The following is a 20302-nucleotide window of genomic DNA, read 5'->3' on the forward strand; positions in this document are numbered from 1 at the left end:
CGGCGTTCGTGTTGTTCTCGTCGGCTGCTGGTGTGCTCGGTTCGCCGGGTCAGGCGAACTACGCGGCCGCGAACTCCTACCTCGACGCGCTCGCCGCCGACCGCCGGTCCCAGGGCCTGCCCGGCCTGTCGCTGGCCTGGGGGCCGTGGGCCACCGAGGGCATGGCCGGCGCGCTGGCCGCACGGGACTCGGTCCGCATCTCCCGCTCCGGCATCGTCGCGCTCACCGAGGAGGAGGGCCTCGCGCTGTTCGACGCGGCCCTCGCCGCCGGGCAACCCGGCCTGGTGCCGATGCGGGTCGATCCGGCCCGCCTGCCCGAGACCGGCCTGCCGCCGGTGCTGCGCGGTCTGGTGCGTACCCGCCGCCGCACGGCGTCCGCGTCCACCGGAGCCGCCGACCTGCCCGCGGACTTCGACGCGGTGCTCGCCGCGGTCCGCGGCGAGGTGGCCCGGGTGCTGGGCTTCGGCGCGGCGTCCGAGGTCGCCGCCCAGGCGTCCTTCGCCGATCTGGGCTTCGACTCGCTGACCGCGGTGGAGCTGCGTAACCGGCTTGCGGAGGTCTCCGGTCTGCGGCTGCCGGCCACGCTGGTCTTCGACTACCCGTCGCCCGAGACCCTCGCCCGCTTCATCGTCGGTGAGCTGTCCGGCGGCACCGAGGCCACGGTCGATGCCCCCGTGGTGACGTCGACGGACGAGCCGATCGCGATCGTGGGGATGAGTTGTCGTTATCCGGGTGGTGTGGCGTCGCCTGAGGATTTGTGGGCGTTGCTGGTCGCGGGTGGGGACGGTATCTCGGACTTCCCGGTTGATCGGGGTTGGGATCTGTCGACGTTGTTCAGTGATGATCCGGGTAGGGCTGGTACGTCGTACGTGCGTGAGGGGGGTTTCCTGCACGAGGCGGCGTTGTTCGATCCGGCTTTCTTCGGGATCAGTCCGCGTGAGGCCGTGGCGATGGATCCGCAGCAGCGGCTGTTGCTGGAGGCGTCGTGGGAGGCGGTCGAGCGGGCCGGTATCGATCCGTCGACGTTGCGTGGTTCCCGGACCGGTGTGTTCGCCGGGGTGATGTATCACAACTACGGTTCCTGGCTCGCCGAGATCCCGGAGGAGGTCGAGGGCTTCCTCGGCACCGGGGCCTCCTCCAGCGTCCTGTCCGGCCGAGTCTCGTACGTCTTCGGCCTGGAAGGGCCCGCGATGACCGTCGACACGGCGTGCTCGTCGTCGCTGGTCGCGCTGCATCTGGCCGTCCAGGCGCTGCGGCGCGGCGAGTGCGAGATGGCGCTGGCCGGCGGCGTCACGGTCATGCCGACCCCGGACACCTTCGTGAACTTCTCACGACAGCGGGGCCTCGCGACCGACGGGCGCTGCAAATCGTTCGCCGCGGCGGCCGACGGCACCGGCTGGGGTGAGGGCGTCGGTGTGCTGATCCTCGAGCGGCTGTCCGACGCCCGGGCGAAGGGCCACGACGTGCTCGCGGTGATCCGGGGTAGCGCGGTCAACCAGGACGGTGCCTCCAACGGCCTCACCGCTCCGAACGGTCCGTCGCAGGCCCGGGTGATCCGGCAGGCGCTGGCCAGTGCCGATCTTCGTCCGTCTGAAGTGGATGCGGTTGAGGCGCACGGTACGGGTACGACACTCGGTGACCCGATCGAGGCGCAGGCGCTGCTGGCGACCTACGGGCAGGATCGGGCCGGCGGCGAGCCGTTGTGGCTGGGTTCGCTGAAATCGAATCTGGGTCACACTCAGGCCGCGGCTGGTGTCGGCGGCGTGATCAAGATGATCCTCGCGATGCGGCACGGCATCCTGCCGCAGACGCTGCACGTCGACGAGCCGACCCCGCACGTGGACTGGGAATCGGGCGAGGTCCGGTTGCTCACCGCCGGGCGTGAGTGGCCGGCCGTGGATCGGCCGCGCCGGGCGGGTATCTCGTCGTTCGGCATCAGCGGCACGAACGCGCACGTGATCATCGAGCAGCCGGTCGAGGTGGCCGCCCCGCGGCCCGCCGCGCCCGTCCTGCCGATGGTGCCGCTGCCGGTCTCCGGCCGCACCCCGCAAGCGCTGCACGATCAGATCGCCCGCCTCACCGCCCATCTGGACGGTGCCGCCGGTGCCGGACTCGCCGATCTCGCCCGGACCGCCGCGCTCGGCCGCGCCCACCTGCCGCATCGCGCGGTCGTGGTCGCCGCTGACCGTGAGGGCTGGCGGTCGGCGTTGGCGCGGGTGGAGCCGGTTGCGGTTGCCACTGGTGGTTTGGGGGTGTTGTTCACCGGTCAGGGTGCGCAGCGGTCGGGGATGGGCCGCGGCCTGTACGAGGCGTTCCCGGTGTTCGCTGCGGCCTTCGACGAGGTGTGTGCGGCGTTGGATGTGTTTTTGCCGTCGGCGTTGCGGGATGTGGTGTTCGGCGGTGGTGAGCTGCTGGATCAGACGTTGTGGACGCAGGCGGGTTTGTTCGCTGTGGAGACGGCGTTGTTCCGGTTGGTTGAGTCGTGGGGGGTGCGGCCGGGTTTTGTGGCGGGGCATTCGGTGGGGGAGATCGTGGCCGCGCATGTGGCTGGGGTGTTGTCGCTGGAGGATGCGGCCAGGTTGGTGACGGCTCGGGGTCGGTTGATGCAGGCGTTGCCGGTGGGTGGGGCGATGGCGGCGTTGGCTGGCACGGAGTTGGAGGTGGCTGGTCGCGGCGTGGATGTCGCGGCGGTCAACAGCCCCGGTTCGGTGGTCGTCTCCGGTTCTGAAGCGGCCGTGGACGCGCTGGTCACGGAATGGAAGAAACAGGGTCGTCGGGCTCGCCGGTTGTCGGTCAGTCACGCGTTCCATTCCGCGTTGATGGAGCCGATGCTGGCGGAGTTCGGTGCTATCGCCGCACAGCTGTCGTATGACCGCCCTCAGCTGGCGGTGGTGTCGAACGTGACCGGCACGGTGGTCGAGCAGTTTGATGCCGGGTATTGGGTGCGTCATGTGCGTGAGGCGGTCCGGTTCGCGGACTCGGTCGCTTACATGGCGGATGCGGGAGTGTCGCGGTTCTTGGAGTTGGGTCCGGACGGGGTGTTGTCCGGGATGGGCCAGCAGTGTGTGGAGGCGTTGTTCGTACCGGCGCTACGTCGTGATCGGGATGAGCCGCAGTCGCTGCTGACCGCGATCGGACGGTTGTGGGAAAGCGGAATCGACCTCGACTGGACCGCCCTCCTCGGCGGTCGCGAATCCGGCCTGGCCGCCCTGCCCACCTATGCGTTCCAGCACGAGCACTACTGGCTGACCGGATCCACTACCAGCGGCGACGTGACGACGGCCGGCCTGAGCGCGACCGGCCACCCACTCCTCACCGCGGTGGTCACGCTTCCCGACTCCGACGGCCTGGTCCTCACCGGCCGGCTCGCCGCGGCCGCTCAGCCCTGGCTGACCGACCACACGGTGGCGGGCGCGGTCCTGTTCCCCGGCACCGGCTTCGTCGAACTGGCGATCCGGGCCGGTGACGAGGTCGGCCACGGCCACCTCGAGGAGCTGACCCTGCAGACCCCGCTGGTCCTGACCGACCCGGTCGCCATCCGCGTGCTGGTCGGCGGCGAGCGGGACGGCAAGCGCGCGGTCACCATCCACTCACAGGCCGGCGACTCCTGGCACTGCCACGCGGCCGGCACGCTGAGCGCGGCCGTGCCCGCGCCGCGACCGGCCGCACCCTGGCCACCGGCCGGTGCGGAGACGCTCGAGATCGACGACGTCTATCCCCGCCTCGCCGAGGCGGGCCTCGGCTACGGACCCGCGTTCCGCGGCCTGCGTGCCGGATGGCGGCTGGGAGACGAGGTGTACGCCGAGGTGGTCCTCCCGGAAAACCTGGGAATCGAGGGGTACGGCGTACACCCCGCCCTGCTCGACGCGTCCCTGCACGCGATCGGCCTGGGCGACCTGTTCCCCGACGACGGAAAGGCCCGCCTGCCCTTCGCCTGGAACGGCGTCACCCTGCACGCGACCGGCGCCACCCACCTGCGGGTGCGGATCGCTCCGGCCGGCGGCAGCGCGGTGGCTCTCGACGTCGCGGACAGCGCCGGTGCCCCGATCCTCTCGGTCGCCTCGCTGAGCCTGCGGGCCGCGGATCCGTCCGCCGCCACAGCCGGTGCCGGCGACCTGATGTTCGGCCTGGACTGGGTGCCGGTCACCGGCACCGCCGAGGCGGACCGCTCCTGGGCGATCCTCGGTCCGGACCCGCTGGAGCTGCGTGCGGCCCTGAAACGGTCGGGTCTGGACCCGGCGGAGCCGGCCGGCCTGCCGGAGCTGCTGGCCGCCCCGGACCTGCCCGATGTGGTGCTGCTCGCCCACGGCGACGCCGGACGTACCGGCCCGGAGGCCACGCACGCGACGACCGCCCGCGCACTGGAGACCATCCAGGCGTGGCTGGCCGACGAGCGGCTGACCGGATCCCGGCTGGTCTTCGTCACCTCCGGCGCGGTCGCGGCGGCACCCGGCGACGAGGTGCTCGACCTGGGACACGCCGCCCTCTGGGGCCTGGTGCGCTCGGCCCAGTCGGAGCACCCGGACCGGTTCCAGCTGATCGACGTCGACGATCCGGCCCGCCTCGCCGAGGCGGTCGGCTCGGCGGAGCCGCAGCTGGCGATCCGCGGCGCCGACGTGCTCGCACCGCGCCTGGTACGGCACACCACCGGCGAGGGGGAGCGGGCTCCGGCCTTCGGACCGGAGTCGACGGTGCTGATCACCGGAGGTACCGGTGCGCTGGGCGCCGCGCTGGCCCGGCATCTGGCCACCCGGCACGGCGTGACCCGGCTGGTCCTGGCGAGCCGTCGTGGCCCGGACGCCCCCGGCGCCGCCGGGCTGCGAGCCGAGCTGGCCGGCCTGGGCGCCGACGCGACGCTGGTGGCCTGCGACACCGCTGACCGGGACGCCGTGGCCGGGATGCTCGCCGGACATCCGGTGACCGCCGTCGTGCACACCGCCGGGCTGCTCGACGACGGCATGATCGACGCGCTCACGCCGGACCGGCTGGCCGCGGTGCTTCGAGCCAAGGCCGACTCCGCCTGGCACCTGCACGAGCTGACCACGGACCTGCCGCTGACGGCCTTCGTGCTGTACTCGTCGGCCGCCGGCCTGCTCGGCAACCCGGGCCAGGCCAACTACGCCGCGGCGAACACGTTCCTCGACGCGCTCGCCCAGCACCGGCGCGCGGCCGGCCACCCGGCCGTGTCGCTCGCCTGGGGCCTGTGGCAGGACGGCGAGGGTATGGCCGGCGCGATCGGCGGCGAGACGGCTCGGATGAACCGGGCGGGAGTGAACGCGCTCACCACCGAGCAGGGCCTCGCCCTGTTCGACGCGGCGCTGGACGGCGAGCGGGCGGTGCTGGCGCCGATCGCACTCGACCTGGCCACCCTGCGCAGCCATCCGGAGCTTCCGGCGCTGTTCGGCTCGCTGATCCGGCGACGCGTCACGCGTACCGTCGCGGCGGGGGCGGCGGCCGCCGCCGGACGGCGGGAGCAGCTCGCCGCCCTGCCCGCCGACGAGCGGGAGCGGGTGCTCACCGAGCTCGTGCACGCCGAGGTCGCGGCGGCTCTGGGCATCACCGACGCGGCCGAGATCCAGGCCGGGCGACCGTTCCGCGACCTCGGATTCGACTCGCTCACCGCGGTCGAGCTGCGCAACCAGCTGGCCGCGATGACCGGGCTGCAGCTGCCGCCGACCCTGGTCTTCGACCACCCGACGCCGGCTGAGCTGGTCGCTCAGCTGGCTCAGGAGCTCACCGGCGTACCGGCCGAGCTGCCGGTCTTCGGTCACCTGGACCAGCTCACCGCCGGGCTGGCGGCGAGCCGCCCGGACGAGGGCCAGCGTGCCCGGATCACCGCGCAGCTGCGCGCGCTGCTCGCCGGCCTGGCCGGCGACGAGCAGGAGCGGGAGGAGCAGCAGATCGCTCACGTGATCGACACGGCCAGCGACGACGAGATGTTCGAGTTCATCGGCCGCGAGTTCGGCCTTTCCTGACCTGCGGGGGATTCAATGAGCAACGAGGACAAACTGCGGCATTTCCTCAAGCAGGTCACCGCCGACCTGCACCAGACCCGGCAACGTCTGTCCGAGATGGAGGGACGGTCGAGCGAGCCGATCGCGATCGTCGGCATGGCCTGCCGGACGCCGGGCGGGGTGACCGACCCGGACGGACTGTGGGAGCTGGTGGTCAACGGCCGCGACGCCATCACCGGCTTCCCGGACGACCGCGGCTGGGACATCGACGCGGACGGTCGTACCCTGCGCTGCCGCCGCGGCGGCTTCCTGGACGACGTGGCCGGCTTCGACCCGCTGTTCTTCGGCATCTCGCCGGGGGAGGCGCGGGCCATGGACCCGCAACACCGGCTCACCCTCGAGGTGGCGTGGGAGGCGCTGGAGCACGCCGGTATCGATCCGGCGACGCTGCGCGGCACCTCGACCGGAGTGTTCGCCGGGCTGATGAACAACACCGACTACGTGTCGCCGCTGACCGACATCCCGGAGGGAGTGGCACCGTTCCTGGGCACCGGGAGCACCGGCGCCATCGTCTCCGGACGGGTCGCCTACACCCTCGGGCTGGAGGGCCCGGCCGTCACGGTCGACACGGCCTGCTCGTCCTCGCTGGTCACGCTGCACCTCGCCGCTCAGGCGCTGCGGCAGGGCGACTGCACGCTCGCGCTGGCCGGTGGGGTCACCGTGATGTGCACGCCCACCACGTTCTTCGAGCTGGAGCTGCTGCAGGGGCTGGCGACGGACGGCCGGTGCAAGTCGTTCGCGCAGTCCGCCGACGGCACCGGCTTCGCCGAAGGCGCCGGCATGGTCGTGCTGGAACGGCTCTCCGACGCGCGGCGCAACGGCCACCGGGTGCTCGCGGTGGTGCGGGGCAGCGCCATCAACCAGGACGGCGCCTCCAACGGGCTCACCGCCCCCAGCGGGCCGGCGCAGCGCGAGGTGATCCGGGCCGCGCTGGCCAACGCGGGTCTCCCCGCCGACCAGGTCGACGCGGTCGACGCGCACGGCACCGGCACCACCCTCGGCGACCCGATCGAGGCCCGGGCGCTGATCGACACGTACGGGCGGGACCGTACCGGCGAACCGCTGTGGCTCGGCTCGCTCAAGTCGAACATCGGCCACACCCAGGCCGCGGCCGGTGTCGCCGCGGTGATCAAAATGGTGCAGGCGCTGCGGCACGCCGAGCTGCCGCCGACCCTCAACGTCGACGAGCCGACCCAGGCGGTCGACTGGTCGGCCGGCACGGTCCGGCTGCTCAACCGAGCGCCGCCCCTGGCCCGAGACCGGCCATCCGCGCCGCGCCGCGGTCTCCTCGTTCGGCCTGAGCGGCACCAACGCCCACCTGATCCTCGAGCAGGCGCCGGTGGCCGAGCCGGCCGACGAGCCGGAGCCGCCCGCCGCTCCCGTGCTGCTGCTGTCCGCCCGCACTCCGGCCGCCCTGCGCGGTCAGGCCGCGAAACTGCGCGCGTTCCTGCACGACCGGCCCGGCCTGCCGCTCGGCCCGGTCGCGCGGGAACTGCTCGCCGGCCGTGGTGCCTTCGACCACCGCGGTGCGGTGCCGGCGGCCGACCGCGAGTCGGCGCTCGCCGGCCTGGCCGCCCTCGCCGCCGGGGAGCCGGACGGGACCACGGCCGTCGGCGGCACGGGCCCGGCCCGCCCGAAGATCGCCTTCATCTTCCCTGGCCACGGCTCCCAGTGGGCCGGCATGGCCGCCGGTCTCCTCGAGACCGAGCCGGTCTTCGCCGCCACCGTCGCCGAGTGCGACGCCGCGTTCGCCGAGTTCCAGGACTGGTCGGTCGCGGCCGTGCTGCGTGGTGATCCGGACGCGCCCGCCTGGGACCGGATGGACGTCGTACAGCCGACGCTGTTCACGATGATGGTGTCGCTGGCCGCCGTCTGGCGTTCGTACGGCATCGAGCCGAGCGCGGTGCTGGGCCACTCACAGGGTGAGGTGTCCGCCGCCTACGTGGCCGGCGCTCTCACCCTGCGCGACGCCGCCCGGATCACCGCCCGTCGCAACGTCGCCCTCTGCTCGCTGGCCGGTCGCGGCGCGATGGCGTCCGTGCTGGCCTCCGCCGACGAGGTGACCCGCCGCCTCGCCCGCTACGGCGACCGGCTCGCCGTGGCGGCCCAGAACGGGCCCGCCGCCTGCGTCGTCTCCGGTGACCCGGACGCGGTGGACGAGTTCGTCGCCGAGTGCACCGCCGACCGGCTGCGGGCCCGGGCCATCCGCGGCGCCCGGGCGGCCGGCCACTCGGCCCAGGTCGCGGCCCTGCGTGACGGCATGCTCGCCGACTTCGCGGGGGTCGCCCCGGCCGCCTCCCCGACGGCCTTCTACTCGACCGTGGCCGGTGCCCCGCTGGACACCACCGAACTGGACGCCGAGTACTGGTACCGCAACGCCCGGCAGACGGTGCGGTTCCACGACGCGGCCACCGCGCTGCTCGACGACGGATTCCAGCTGCTGCTCGAGATCAGCCCGCACCCGGTCCTGACCGTCCCGCTGCAGGGCATCATCGACGCCGCGGACCGCACCGTCCCGGTCGTGCCGACCCTGGCCCGCGACGACGGCGGCCGGGCCCGGCTGCGCGCCGCGCTCGCCCAGGCCGCCTGCCACGGTGCCCCGGTCGCCTGGGGCACCCTGCTGCCGGCCGGCCCCCGGACGCCGCTGCCCACCTACGCCTTCCAGCGCACGCGCTACTGGCTGGACACCCGGGCCGGTGCCGGTGACGTGACCGCGGCCGGCCTGGAACCCGCCGGGCATCCGCTGCTCTCCGCCCTGGTCCGCCCGGCCGGCGCGGACACCCTGCTGCTCACCGCCCGGCTGTCGCTCGCCGCCCAGCCGTGGCTCGCCGACCACGCGGTGGTCGACACGGTCCTGCTGCCGGGCACCGCCTTCGTCGAGATGGCGCTCACCGCCGCCGAGGCGGCCGGCTGCGCCGGGGTCGAGGAGCTGACCCTCGCCGCGCCGCTGGTGCTGCCGGAGCGCGGCGGCGTCACCGTCCACCTCGCGGTCGGCGAACCGGACGAGGACGGGCGGCGGCAGTTCACCGTCTTCGGCCGCGACGAGTCCGCCGAGGACGACTGGACCCCGCACGCCACCGGTGTCCTCGGCTCACCCGCCGTGCGGGACGTGGCCTTCGACTTCACCGCCTGGCCGCCGCCCGGCGCCGAACGGCTCGACCTGGAGGGCTTCTATCCACGGCTGAACGCCGCCGGGATCGGCTACGGCCCGGCGTTCCAGGGCCTGCGCGCCGCATGGCGGTCCGGCCCCGAGACGTACGCCGAGGTGGCCGTGGACCAGCCGGCCGACGGCTACGGCGTGCATCCCGCCCTGCTGGACGCGGCTCTGCACGCCGGCATGGTGGGCGCGGACGTCGACGACTCGATGCCGCTGCGCCTGCCGTTCGCCTGGACCGGCCTGACCCGTGACGGCCGGGCCGGGGCACGGTTGCGCGTCCGGCTCGTCCAGGGTGACGACCAGGTGAGCCTGGAAGCGGCCGAAGACAGCGGCCGTCCGGTCCTCACCGCCGCGTCGCTGATGGTCCGCGAGGTGTCCGCCGAACGGCTCAGCGCCTCGGCCGGCGGCCGCCACGACTCGCTGTTCACCGTGGAGTGGACCCGGCTGAGCCGGCCGCGGGGCGGCCCCGCACCGCTCGCCGAAGTCGTCGAGCTGCCGGCCGGCGGCACCGGGCCGGAGGCCGCCCACTCCGCGGTCGCCGCAGCGCTCCGAACCGTCCAGCAGTGGCTCACCGACGGCGGAGACGACCGGCTGCTGGTCATCGTGAGCCGGGGCGCGACCGCGGCCGGCGGAGCTCCCCGTGACCTCGCCCAGGCGGCGGCGCTGGGTCTGATCCGCTCGGCGCAGGCCGAGCACCCGGGCCGGTTCGGGCTGGTCGACCTCGAGGGTGACGGTCCGGTCCCGGCCGCGGCCCTAGCCGCCCTCACAGCGGGGGAGACGCAGATCGCGGTCCGCGACGGGGCGCTGTACGCCGCCCGCCTGGCCCGCCTGCCACGCGCCGGGGACGAGCTGGCGCCGGCCTTCGACCCGGACGGCACGGTGCTGGTCACCGGCGCCTCCGGCACGCTGGGCGCGTTGACCGCCCGGCACCTCGTCGACGCGTACGGCTGCCGCCACCTGCTGTTGATCAGCCGGCGCGGCGCGGACGCCCCGAACGCCGCGGAGCTGCGGTCCCTGAACGCCGAGGTGACCCTGGCCGCCTGCGACACCGCCGACCCGGCCGCGCTGAACGCACTGCTCGACGCGATCCCGGCGGAGCACCCGCTCACCGCGGTGGTGCACAGCGCCGGCGTCCTCGACGACGGTGTGATCGAGTCGCTCACCGCCGACCGCCTGGCGGGCGTGCTGCGCCCCAAGGTGGACGCGGCCTGGCACCTGCACGAGCTGACCCGTGACCGGCCGCTCACCGCGTTCGTCCTCTACTCGTCGGCCGCCGGGGTGGCCGGCAATCCGGGCCAGGGCGGCTACGCCGCGGCCAACGCCTACCTGGACGCGCTCGCCGAGCACCGCCGGGGCCTCGGACTGCCGGCCACCTCGCTGGCCTGGGGCCTGTGGAACGAGCGCAGCGGCATGGCCGGCGACCGCACCGACGAGGAGCTCGCCGCCAAGCTGCGGCCCGGCATGTCCGGGCTGGAGACCGGGGAGGGCCTCGCCCTGCTCGACGCCGCGCTGGCCTCCGGCCGATCCGCGCTGGTGCCGATGCGACTCGATCTGGCCGCACTGCGCGCCACCCTGGACGAGGCGCCCCCGCTGCTGCGCGGCCTGATCCGGACGACGGTACGCCGGGACGGCGGCGCGACGAACGGCGCCGCCGAGGAGTTCCGGCGCGCCTTCGCGGCCACCGCCGAGGCGGACCGGCCCGCCGTCCTGCTCGACCACCTGCGGGCCCAGATCGCGGCCGTGCTCGGCCTGGACGGCCCGGCGGACGTGGACCCGGATCGCGCCTTCCTGGAGATGGGCTTCGACTCGCTCACCGCCGTCGAACTGCGCAACCGGATCGGTGCCGCGGTCGGGTTCCGGCTGGCCCCGACCGTGGTCTTCGAGAATCCGACGCCGAAGGCGCTGGCCGGCCACGTGGCCGCCGCCTACGGGCAGCGGGCCGGGGCAACGGTGGCCGGGCGCCCGGCCGAGCCGGCCGGGGTGTTCGACGCGATGGCCCGGCGGGCGGCGGCGACCGGCCGGCTGGCCGAGTTCATCGGTCTGCTGCAGACGGCGTCCGAGTTCCGGCCGACCTTCACCGAGTCCGCCGAGCTGACCGGGGAACTCTCCGTGGTGCGGCTCGCCAAGGGCCCGGCGCCGACCGCGGTGGTCTGCATCCCCTCGGTGCTGGCCATCTCCGGCCCGCATGAGTACGCCCGCCTGGCCGCCGCCTTCCGCGAGGTTCGCGACGTGTCCGTGCTGCCCGCGCCCGGTTTCCGGCCCGGCGAACTGTTCCCGGCCGACCTGTCCGCCCTGGCTCGCGCGCACGCCGACGCGCTGCTCGCGCACCGGGACGGGCGTCCGGTCGCCGTCGTGGCGCACTCGTCCGGAGGCATGCTGGCGCACGCGCTCACCGAGGAGTTGGAGCGGCGCGGCGAGCCGCCCGCGGCGCTGGTCCTCATCGACGTGTACGGCCCCAGCCGTACCGCCTTCGCGGGCATCGAGAGCCGCCTGGCCGCGAGCATGTCCGGTGACGACGACGGCCTGCTGCCCGCCGACGACGCCCGCCTGACCGCGATGGCCGGCTACTTCCGGCTGCTCACCGATCGGCAGCCGGCCCCGCTCGCCACCCGGACGCTGCTGGTGCGCGCCACCGAGCCGCTGGCGGGCTGGGAGACGACCGGCGACTGGCGGTCCGCCTGGGCGGACGCCGAGGCCGTCCGGGACACCGCCGGCGATCACTTCTCGATGATGGAGGAGTACGCCGACAAGACGGCCGCCGTCGTCGAGGAATGGCTCGCGAGCACTGTGGATCACTGATCCACCTCCGCTGGGTGGAGAAAATCTCGATTCGTTTCTCCACCCAGCGGACCAGGTGCTCCGAGCACCGTACGAAATAGATTCTCCGGTAGCGGTGACGCTGCATCAAAAAACGGGAGGAAAAAATGAGCGACGCCATGCGCGAAGCGCTGCTGGTGAGTGGTGGTCTGCTTGCCATCGTCCTGCTCACACAGGTCGGCAAGCACCGCTTCGGCTGGATCAAGTGGGGTATCTCGATGGCCTTCGTCGGATATCTCTACTGGGACACCTACAACCGCACCGAACTGTCGGCACCTAATGTCACCGCGGGCGCCCTCGGCATTCTTATCGGCACCGTGATCGGCATTCTGCTGATGCGTGTGATGCGTGTCTACCGGCAGGCCGACAACCAGCGGGTCTACACCAAGGCGGGCTGGGCCTACCTCGGTATCTGGCTTGCCGTGCTGCTCGCCCGCACCGCATTCCTGTACGCGCTGGAGAACTGGGACGCCTTCGCCGACCGGTTCGGTCACTGGATGATCGAGCAGCGGCTGGACTCGGACGGCATCGCCGCGTTCTTCGTGCTGATGGCGATGACGATGGTGGGCTACCGGACGATGGTCTGCCTGATCCGCTGGCGGCGCCTCGAGCAGATCCCGGCCGCGACCGTCCGGGCCGGCGCCGACGAGCGTGGCGAGGTCACCGTCGGCTGACCCGCCCGGCATCGAGATCCACCCCGAAAAGGCCGGCCCTGACCGAACCCCGCGGTCAGGGCCGGCCGATGCCGTGCTGGTAGGCGTAGCGCACCGCGTCGACCCGGTTCTTCGCCCCGATCTTCAGGAACGCGTTGTTGATGTGGGTCTTCACCGTCGTCTCGCCGATGAACAACTCGGCGGCGATCTCCGCGTTTGTCAGGCCCCGCGCGATCAGCTCGATCACCTCGGCCTCCCGGGCGGTCAGCCCGTCCGGCAGGCTCGGTTTGCGGGCGGGCGCCGCGGCGGACGGTTCGGCGGCAGGCTCGCTGAGCGCGGCGACCAGGCGTCGCGACACCGTCGGGTCGAACGTGGACTGACCCTCGGCAGCCGACCGGATCGCCGTGGTGATCTGCGTGCGGGTGGCGTCCTTGGTGAGGTAGCCCCGCGCCCCGGCGCGCATCGCGGCCGCGATCGACTCGTTGTCCGCGTAGGTGGACAGCACCACGACGTTCGTCTCGGGATCGGCAGCCACGATCTGCCGGGTGGCCTCGGCGCCGTCGAGCACCGGCATCCGCAGATCCATCAGCACCACGTGCGGTGACGTCTCGCGGGCCAGGCGGACCGCCTCGGCGCCGTCGCCGGCCTGGCCGACCACCTCCACCTCGTCGATCAGCGTGACCAGCGCGACCAGTCCCTCCCGGACGATCTGCTGGTCGTCGACGACCAGGACACGGATCGGCTCCGCCCCGGAACGTTGCATCGTGGACACCTCCTCTGATTCCCCACCCTATCGGCCGGGTTCGGCACCGGGCCCGGACGCCACCGGGCCCCAGCCGGGGGACGGCTGGGGCCCGGTGGTACGCCGCCTCCATACCGGCGGCCACGAGCTCACGCGGCAGGCTGGGGACCGCCGTCGAACTCGCCGTTCAGGTAGCGCTCGCGGGCGGCGCGGCGCTGAACCTTCCCACTCGTGGTGCGCGGCAGCATGCCGCGGCGGATCAGGACGACCTCGTCGGTGCGCAGCCGCTGCCCCTCGTAGACGGCCACGGCGACGGCCTCGCGCAGCTTCTCCGCCGGTGTCCGGCGCAGGGCCCGGCCATCGGCCTCGACGACCACGACCAGCCGTTCCCGTTCGCCGTCGTCGACCGAGAACGCCGCCGCGCAGTTGGGCCGCAGCAGCGGAACCGACATCTCGGCGGACAGCTCCAGGTCCTGCGGGTAGTAGTTCCGGCCGTTGCGGATGATCACGTCTTTGAGCCGGCCGGTCACGTACAGCTCGCCGTCGCGCAGGAAGCCCAGGTCACCGGTGCGCAGGTGCGGGCGCTGATCCCCGTCGGTGATCAGCGCGGCGAACGTGGCGGCGCTCTCCGCCGGGCGGCGGAAGTACCCGCCGGCCACGCACGGGCCGCTGATCCAGATCTCGCCGATCCGGCCCTCCGGCAGCCATCGCCCGGTCTCCGGCTCGACGATCGCGATCCGGGTGGCCCCGACCGCCACGCCGTTGCTGACCAGCGGCTGCCCGTTCGTCTCGTCGGCCGGCACCACCAGGTTGCGGCGCAGTTCCGCCGAGTCCACCCACAGCGCTCTGGGTTCCTCGTCGGGCTGGCTGCCGGTGGCCTTGAGGGTGTTCTCCGCCAGGCCGTATCCGGGGCTCATCGCCGTGCGTGACAGGCCGTACGGTGCCATCGCCGTCATGAACGCCCGCACCGTTCGCCAGCGCACCGGCTCGGCACCGTTCGCCGCGCATCGCCACGACGACAGGTCCACGTCGTCGCCGATCAGGCCCTGCGCCGCGGCCTCGACGCACAGGTCGTACGCGAAGCTCGGCGCCGCCGCGTGCGTGCCCCGGAACCGGGAGATCGCCTCGAGCCAGCGCGCCGGCCGGCGGATGAACGCCTCGGGGGTCATCAGGTACGCCGGCGTGCCGGTGCACAGCGGCAGCATGGCCCCGAACAGCAGACCCATGTCGTGGAAGAGCGGCAGCCAGGAGACCACCACGCCGTCCGGGTCGCACGGGTAGAGCTCGTCGGTCTCGGCCACGTTGGCCAGGAAGTTCTCGTGCGAGACGACGACACCCTTCGGGCTGCCGGTCGAGCCCGAGGTGTACTGCAGCAGCGCGGTGTCCTGCGGGCCGGGCTCGTCCAGCTCGACGTAGCCCGGCACGGCCAGGTGCGCGACGTCGATCAGGGCGAGCCCGGTCAGCTCGGGCGTGCCGGCGAAGTCGTTCTCCAGCCGGGCCTTCACCTCGGCGGTGGTGAGCACAACGGTGGTGCCGGCGTCGTCGGCCATCCGCCGGATCCGGGCCAGACCGCTCAGCCGGTTCGGGACCTGCGCGGGTGCGCCGGCGACCCGGGCGAACAGGCAGCCGACCAGCGCGCGGACGAAGTCCGGCCCGGTCGGGCAGAGCAGCACGGCGGCACCGCCGGACAGGCCCTGGGCGGCCAATGCCATGCCCACCGCCCGCCCCTGCTCCTCCACCTGCTGGAAGGTCAGGGTCTCGGCCAGTTCCTCGCCGTCGCGCAGGAAGCCGTAGGCGAGCTGATCAGGGTTCTTCTTGGCGCGCAGCCGAAGCTGCCCGATCACGGTGCGGGTGGCCGACGAAAGTACGTCGGGCGCGGTCACGGTCATCTCGTGTGCCTCTCTGGTCAGCTCAGGAATAGGGCAGCTCGACCGGGGCGAGCCGATCGAACAGATCACCCGGGCCGGGGTTGCCGGCCGGGGCGGCGCCGCCGAGCCGTCGCACGACGCCCCACACCGCGTTGAGCGCGGTGGTGATCGCCCCCTCGGCGAATCCAGCGGTCCACGACACGTCGTCGCCGCACAGGAAGAACCCGTCCGGCTCGTCCATGAACTGGGTGAACAGCCGGCGCTGGTAGCGGTACTGTCCGGGCAGGTTGGCGCGGAACGCGCCCATGAACGAGGGCTCGGTCTCCCACGTGACGGCCACCGGGTCGCCCACGATGTGCGAGCGGATGTCCACGCCCGGGTAGATGGCGGCCAACTGGGGCAGCAGCACCTCGAGCCGCTCGGCCGCGGAGAGCGTCGCCACCTTCAGCGAGTCGTCGTTCCAGGTGTACGACAGGCACATGACGCCCGGCTGGTCCGGCCCGTTGTCGAACAGGTACACACCCCGGGCGATCCGGTCGGTGAGGGTCATGCCCATCGTGTCGCGGCCGGTCGCCGGGTCGAGGTCCCGCCAGAACGGCCGGTCGGTGCGGACGAACACCTTCGACGAGCCCATGTAGTGCGTCCGCTCGACCGCCGTCCACTGGTCCAGGCTCAGCAGCGCCGGGTCGCACTCGATCCGGTTCAGCAGCGTCCACACGTGCGGGGTGAAGACGACGGCCTGGAACACCTCGCCGCGGCCGGAGGCGTCGCGGACCTCGATGCCGCCGTCGCGCCGGCGCATCGAGGTGACCGCCGGGCGCGGGCCCTGCTCGCCGTGCATGACGGCCAGCGAGGTGCCTTTCGGCCAGTGCGCCGGACGGTCCGGCCGATGGTGCCACAGGCCGCGGGGCAGTTGCTGGCATCCGCCCGGGATGAGCATGTGGTCGGTGTCCGCGCCGGTGTACACGACGCGCAGGATCTCGAGCACCGAGTTGGGGAAGTCGGTGTCCCAGCCGCCGCTGCCGAAGCCGACCTGGCCGAAGAGCTCGCGGTGCCGGAAGGAGCGGAACGCCGGGCTGGCCGCCAGGAAGCCCCAGAACGAGGTGTCGTCGAGCTCGGTGACCAGGCGGTTCCACACCGACTTGAGGGTCGCCACGTCACGCTCGCGGATGGCGGTGCTCATCGCGAACAGTTCGGCGTGCTCGGTCAGCGCCTTCTCCCAGGCGTCCGCCACCTCCTGGTACGGCGCCGGCAGGTCGTCGGCGGTCCGGGCGTGGTGCACGTCGCCGTTGAGGTGGACCACGGTGGCCGGCGTGTCGGGGGCCAGCGGATTGGGGAACGGGCGGGTCGGCAGGCCGAGCAGGTCGACGTAGTGGAACAGGGAACGGGCCGAGATCGGGAACCGCATCGCGCCCATCTCCGCCACCGCGGTCGGCGCCTCCGGGAAGGACACGGAGCGGAGCCGTCCACCCAGCTGCTCGGCTTCGTACACGATCGGGCGGAGCCCCAGGCGCATCAGTTCGTACGCCGCGGTGAGCCCCGCCATGCCGCCGCCGACAATCGCCACCCGGGTACCGAGCCGATCGGCCGGAACGGTACCGAGGCCGGCTGGATGCCGAAGCCATTCGTCATAAGAGAATGGAAAGTCGGGAATGAGCATCGTCAGCGGTGGCAATTCTGCTGTCGTCATGGGAGAACCCCTCGAAGGCGCGGCCGTTCGCACGTTGCCGAACAACGTATTAATGGCGCCGGAATGGCGTAACCCCTATCGACCGCAGCGGCCCACCGGGACAACTAAGGGGTTACCCGCGCCGGATGCGTGGACCAGGCTCGTCAGGGTCGGATCCGAAATGGACACAGGAGGGGCGCATGTCCACGGCGATCGCGCCGGCGCCGATGAAGCCGGAGAGCCCGGCCGGTCGGGAGGACTGGCACCGGGCCGTCATGGCCGTGCTGCCCGGCCTGCTCGCGGCGATCTTCCTGGCCGCACTGGACCAGACCGTGATGAGCGCCTCGATCAAGACGATCGCCGACGATCTGGGCGGGCTGAGCCTGCAGGCGTGGGTCACCACCGCCTTCCTGATCACGTCGACGGTGACCACGCCGCTCTACGGCAAGCTCTCCGACGTCTACGGGCGCCGGCCGATGTTCGCGGTGGCCATCACGGTCTTCGTCCTCGGGTCGCTGGCCTGCGTCTTCGCTACGACGATCTATCAACTGGCGGCGTTCCGGGCCGTCCAGGGCTTGGGCGCGGGCGGCCTGCTCGCGGTCTCCAGCGCCATCACCGGCGACCTCGTCCCGCCCCGTGAGCGTGCGCGCTTCCAGGGCTACACGATGCTCGCCTGGCTCGCCGCCAGCCTGATCGGCCCGCTGGTCGGCGGCCTCTTCGCGTCCACCGGCACGCTGCTCGGCATCGACGGCTGGCGGTGGATCTTCCTGTTCAACGTCCCGGTCGGGGCGATCGCCATGGCCGTTGTGCTGCGGGTGCTGCGCACCGAGGGCCCCCGCACCGCCCGCCGGGTCGACCACTGGGGCGCCGCCCTGATCACCGCGACCGCGGTGCCGCTGCTGCTGGTCGCCGAGCAAGGACACGAGCGCGGCTGGACCTCCACCGAGGCGCTGGTCTGCTACGCGATCGGTGCCGCCGGGCTGCTGGCGTTCCTGCTCCGCGAGTCGCGGATGGGGGATGACGCGCTCATCCCGCTGCGCCTGTTCCGGGTTCCGGCCTTCACGCTGTCGATGACGATCTCGGCGCTGTTCGGCGCCGGCATGTTCGGCGTCATCTCCACCATCCCGCTCTACGTGCAGGTGGTGCACGGTCTGTCGCCGACCGCCTCCGGCCTGATGATGCTGCCGATGATGGGCGGCACGCTGGTGTCGGTCGTCATCTCCGGCAAGGTGGTCAAGCGCGGCCAGGGCCTGCGGGTGCTGCCCGCGGTCGGTGCGGTCGCCACCGCGGCCGGGCTGATCACCTGTGCCCGGCTGTCGGTGGACACCCCGGTCTGGGTGATGGCCCTCATCATGATCGCCTTCGGGGTGGGGATCGGCACCTCCCGCTCGCTCAACGTGACCGCCCAGAACGCGGTGCCCAAGAAGGACCTGGGTGTGGCCACGTCGACGACCATCTTCTTCCGGGAGATGTCCGGCGCGGTCGGCGTCGCGGCGTACCTCTCGCTGCTGTTCGCCGCGTTTCCGGCCGCGCTGTCGGCGGCCGTGGCCCGCGTCGCCGCGCAGCCCGGCGTGGCTCTCCTGCTGCGCGACCGCGAGGTCGCCGGCGACCCGGCCAACCAGCCGTTCTTCACCGTGCTGCGGGGCGGCCGCGCGCCGCTGACCGACTCCTCCTTCCTCGCGTCCATGGACGACCGGCTGGCCAGGGCGTTCCAGCTCGCGTTTCACGAGGCCGCGAGCCACGTCTTCGTGGCCGGCGCGGTCCTCATGGGTCTGGCCGCGGTGCTGGCGCTCGCCATGCGCCCGCCGGACCTGCAGATCGTTCCCGCGGTGCAGCCCGAGGAGTACTTCGGCCGGCACCGCGCACCCGACACCGACTGAGATGAGGCAGACCATGACCATCGTCGACGAGCCCGTCGCGGACACCGGCGGCTTCGACGCGCTGACTCCCTGGGCGGAGCCCGGCTGGCGCGCGGAGGCGCTGTCCTGGGCCGAGGAGCGGCTGCGCGCGGCCGGCCACGAACCGGCCGGCCGGTCCGCTGTCCGGGTGCGGCTGCGGCCGTGGTCCGTGGTGGCCGGCATCCCGGTCGAGGGCGGCGCGACCGTCTGGTTCAAGGCCAACGCCCCGGCCTCCGCGTTCGAGTCCGCGCTGGCCGGCGCGCTGCCCGCCTGGGTGCCCGGCCAGGTGCTCCACCCGATCGCGATCGATGCCGAGCGTGGCTGGACCCTGTTCGCCGACGGCGGCGGCTCGATCGCCGACGCGGCCCCCGGCCCGGACGCCTGGGTGGCACCCCTGCAGCAGTACGCCGAGCTGCAGCGCACCCTCGCGGCGCGCGTCGACGCGCTGCTGGAACTGGGCGTGCCGGACCGCCGTCCGCAGCTGCTGGCCGGCGGCATGGGGATGCTGCTCGCCCGGGCCGGCGGGGTGGACGACGCGGTGCACGACGCGATCGGCGGCCTCGGGGCCAGGTACGCCGGCTGGTGCGCCGAGCTGGCCGCCTCGGGCGTGCCGGTCACCCTGGACCACGGCGATCTGCAGGACGGCCAGGTCTTCACCCGCGGCGGCGGCCGGTACGTCTTCCACGACTGGGACGCCGCGTCGGTGGCCTTCCCGTTCGCCAGCCTCGTGGTCACCGCGCGAGTGGTCCGCGACCGCTTCGGCGCGGACGGCCCGGCCGTGCTGGCCCGGCTGCGCGACGCCTACCTCGAGCCGTGGACCGCCGACGGGCACACTCGCGTGCAGCTGACCCGTCTCGCCGGGCTGGCCTGCCGGGTCGCGCCGATCGGCCAGGTCTTCCGTGCCCTCGCACCGGGACGGATGTTCCCCGGATCGCCGATGGACACCCGGGCCGTGCACTCGGTCGCCGCGCAGCAGGCCATCGTCGCCGCGTGTGGTCTGCTGGTCGACTGAGGATCGCCGGAAGGACGGAAATGCCAGCGGCGCCCGGGGGAGCGATTCCCCCGGGCGCCGGTCAGTCTCTGTCACAGCCGGTGGCCGGACACCTTCACCTTGCCGAACGCGCCCGCCGCCGCCTTTCCGGCGAGGGTGTCACCGTCCCTGGTCACGTCGAACGCGAGCGTGATCGGCATGGTCGACATCGGCACCTTGAACGTCAGGTGATCGCCGTCGACGACGCCGTCGAGAATGTCGTTGACCCGGCCGTTGCCGGCGTCCACCTTGCCGCCGAGGCGCTCGCCGTCGCTTTCGAAATGCGCGGTCGCCTCCTGCTTGCCCAGCGGGCTGTTGATTGCGATATGCCATTTTCCATCGATGCTCATGGCCCGATGGTCGCGCCTCAACAGGCCGGCGTCGACCATTTATCGACAAGACAGGGGCGGCAATCGAGGTAGGGGAGGCTAGGGGATTCGAAATGCCTTCCGCG

General features: G+C 72.9%; 9 protein-coding genes and 1 pseudogene. 6 read left to right on the plus strand and 4 right to left on the minus strand.

The window, feature by feature from the left end; genetic code table 11:
* The 4 genes and pseudogenes from CHC09_RS32630 to CHC09_RS32640 form a co-directional block, all read left to right on the plus strand.
* The coding region (locus tag CHC09_RS32630; protein WP_143232723.1) for a type I polyketide synthase at positions 1 to 5975 on the plus strand (5975 nt) is incomplete at its 5' end.
* A 15-nt stretch (positions 5976 to 5990) separates the two neighbouring features.
* A pseudogene (locus CHC09_RS48885) lies at positions 5991 to 8550 on the plus strand (type I polyketide synthase); the annotation flags it as partial.
* A 171-nt stretch (positions 8551 to 8721) separates the two neighbouring features.
* Positions 8722 to 11970, plus strand: a complete 3249-nt coding sequence (locus tag CHC09_RS32635; RefSeq protein WP_373871988.1) for a type I polyketide synthase — start codon at positions 8722 to 8724, stop codon at positions 11968 to 11970.
* 125 nt (positions 11971 to 12095) lie between these two features.
* Positions 12096 to 12662 (plus strand): DUF1453 family protein, encoded by a 567-nt coding sequence (locus CHC09_RS32640; RefSeq protein ID WP_089297112.1) that lies wholly within the window; start codon positions 12096 to 12098, stop codon positions 12660 to 12662.
* A 55-nt stretch (positions 12663 to 12717) separates the two neighbouring features.
* On the opposite strand, the gene CHC09_RS32645 is transcribed toward CHC09_RS32640, so the two are convergent.
* The 3 genes from CHC09_RS32645 to CHC09_RS32655 form a co-directional block, all read right to left on the minus strand.
* Complete coding sequence (locus CHC09_RS32645; RefSeq protein WP_089297113.1) at positions 12718 to 13404, minus strand: response regulator transcription factor; 687 nt, start codon at positions 13402 to 13404, stop codon at positions 12718 to 12720.
* A 128-nt stretch (positions 13405 to 13532) separates the two neighbouring features.
* Positions 13533 to 15272 carry a fatty acyl-AMP ligase gene (locus CHC09_RS32650; RefSeq protein ID WP_089297114.1) on the minus strand — a complete coding sequence of 580 codons (1740 nt, stop codon included), beginning with the start codon at positions 15270 to 15272 and terminating at the stop codon, positions 13533 to 13535.
* 22 nt (positions 15273 to 15294) lie between these two features.
* Positions 15295 to 16818, minus strand: coding sequence for a flavin monoamine oxidase family protein (locus CHC09_RS32655; RefSeq protein WP_218827181.1), 1524 nt, complete (start codon positions 16816 to 16818; stop codon positions 15295 to 15297).
* A 302-nt stretch (positions 16819 to 17120) separates the two neighbouring features.
* Here CHC09_RS32655 and CHC09_RS32660 point away from each other — a divergent pair, with 302 nt between their 5' ends.
* Entirely contained in the window at positions 17121 to 18800 is a 1680-nt protein-coding gene (locus CHC09_RS32660) for an MDR family MFS transporter (RefSeq protein WP_179277375.1), read from the plus strand.
* A 13-nt stretch (positions 18801 to 18813) separates the two neighbouring features.
* A complete protein-coding gene (locus CHC09_RS32665) occupies positions 18814 to 19830 on the plus strand; it encodes an aminoglycoside phosphotransferase family protein (RefSeq protein WP_089297117.1) in 1017 nt (338 codons plus the stop codon).
* 71 nt (positions 19831 to 19901) lie between these two features.
* Here CHC09_RS32665 and CHC09_RS32670 read toward each other — a convergent pair whose 3' ends face one another.
* Positions 19902 to 20237: a hypothetical protein gene (locus CHC09_RS32670; protein ID WP_089297118.1), complete on the minus strand. Its 336-nt coding sequence runs from the start codon at positions 20235 to 20237 to the stop codon at positions 19902 to 19904.
* Positions 20238 to 20302: the final 65 nt, after the last annotated feature.

Source organism: Actinoplanes regularis, assembly GCF_900188005.1.
Classification (GTDB): domain Bacteria; phylum Actinomycetota; class Actinomycetes; order Mycobacteriales; family Micromonosporaceae; genus Actinoplanes; species Actinoplanes regularis.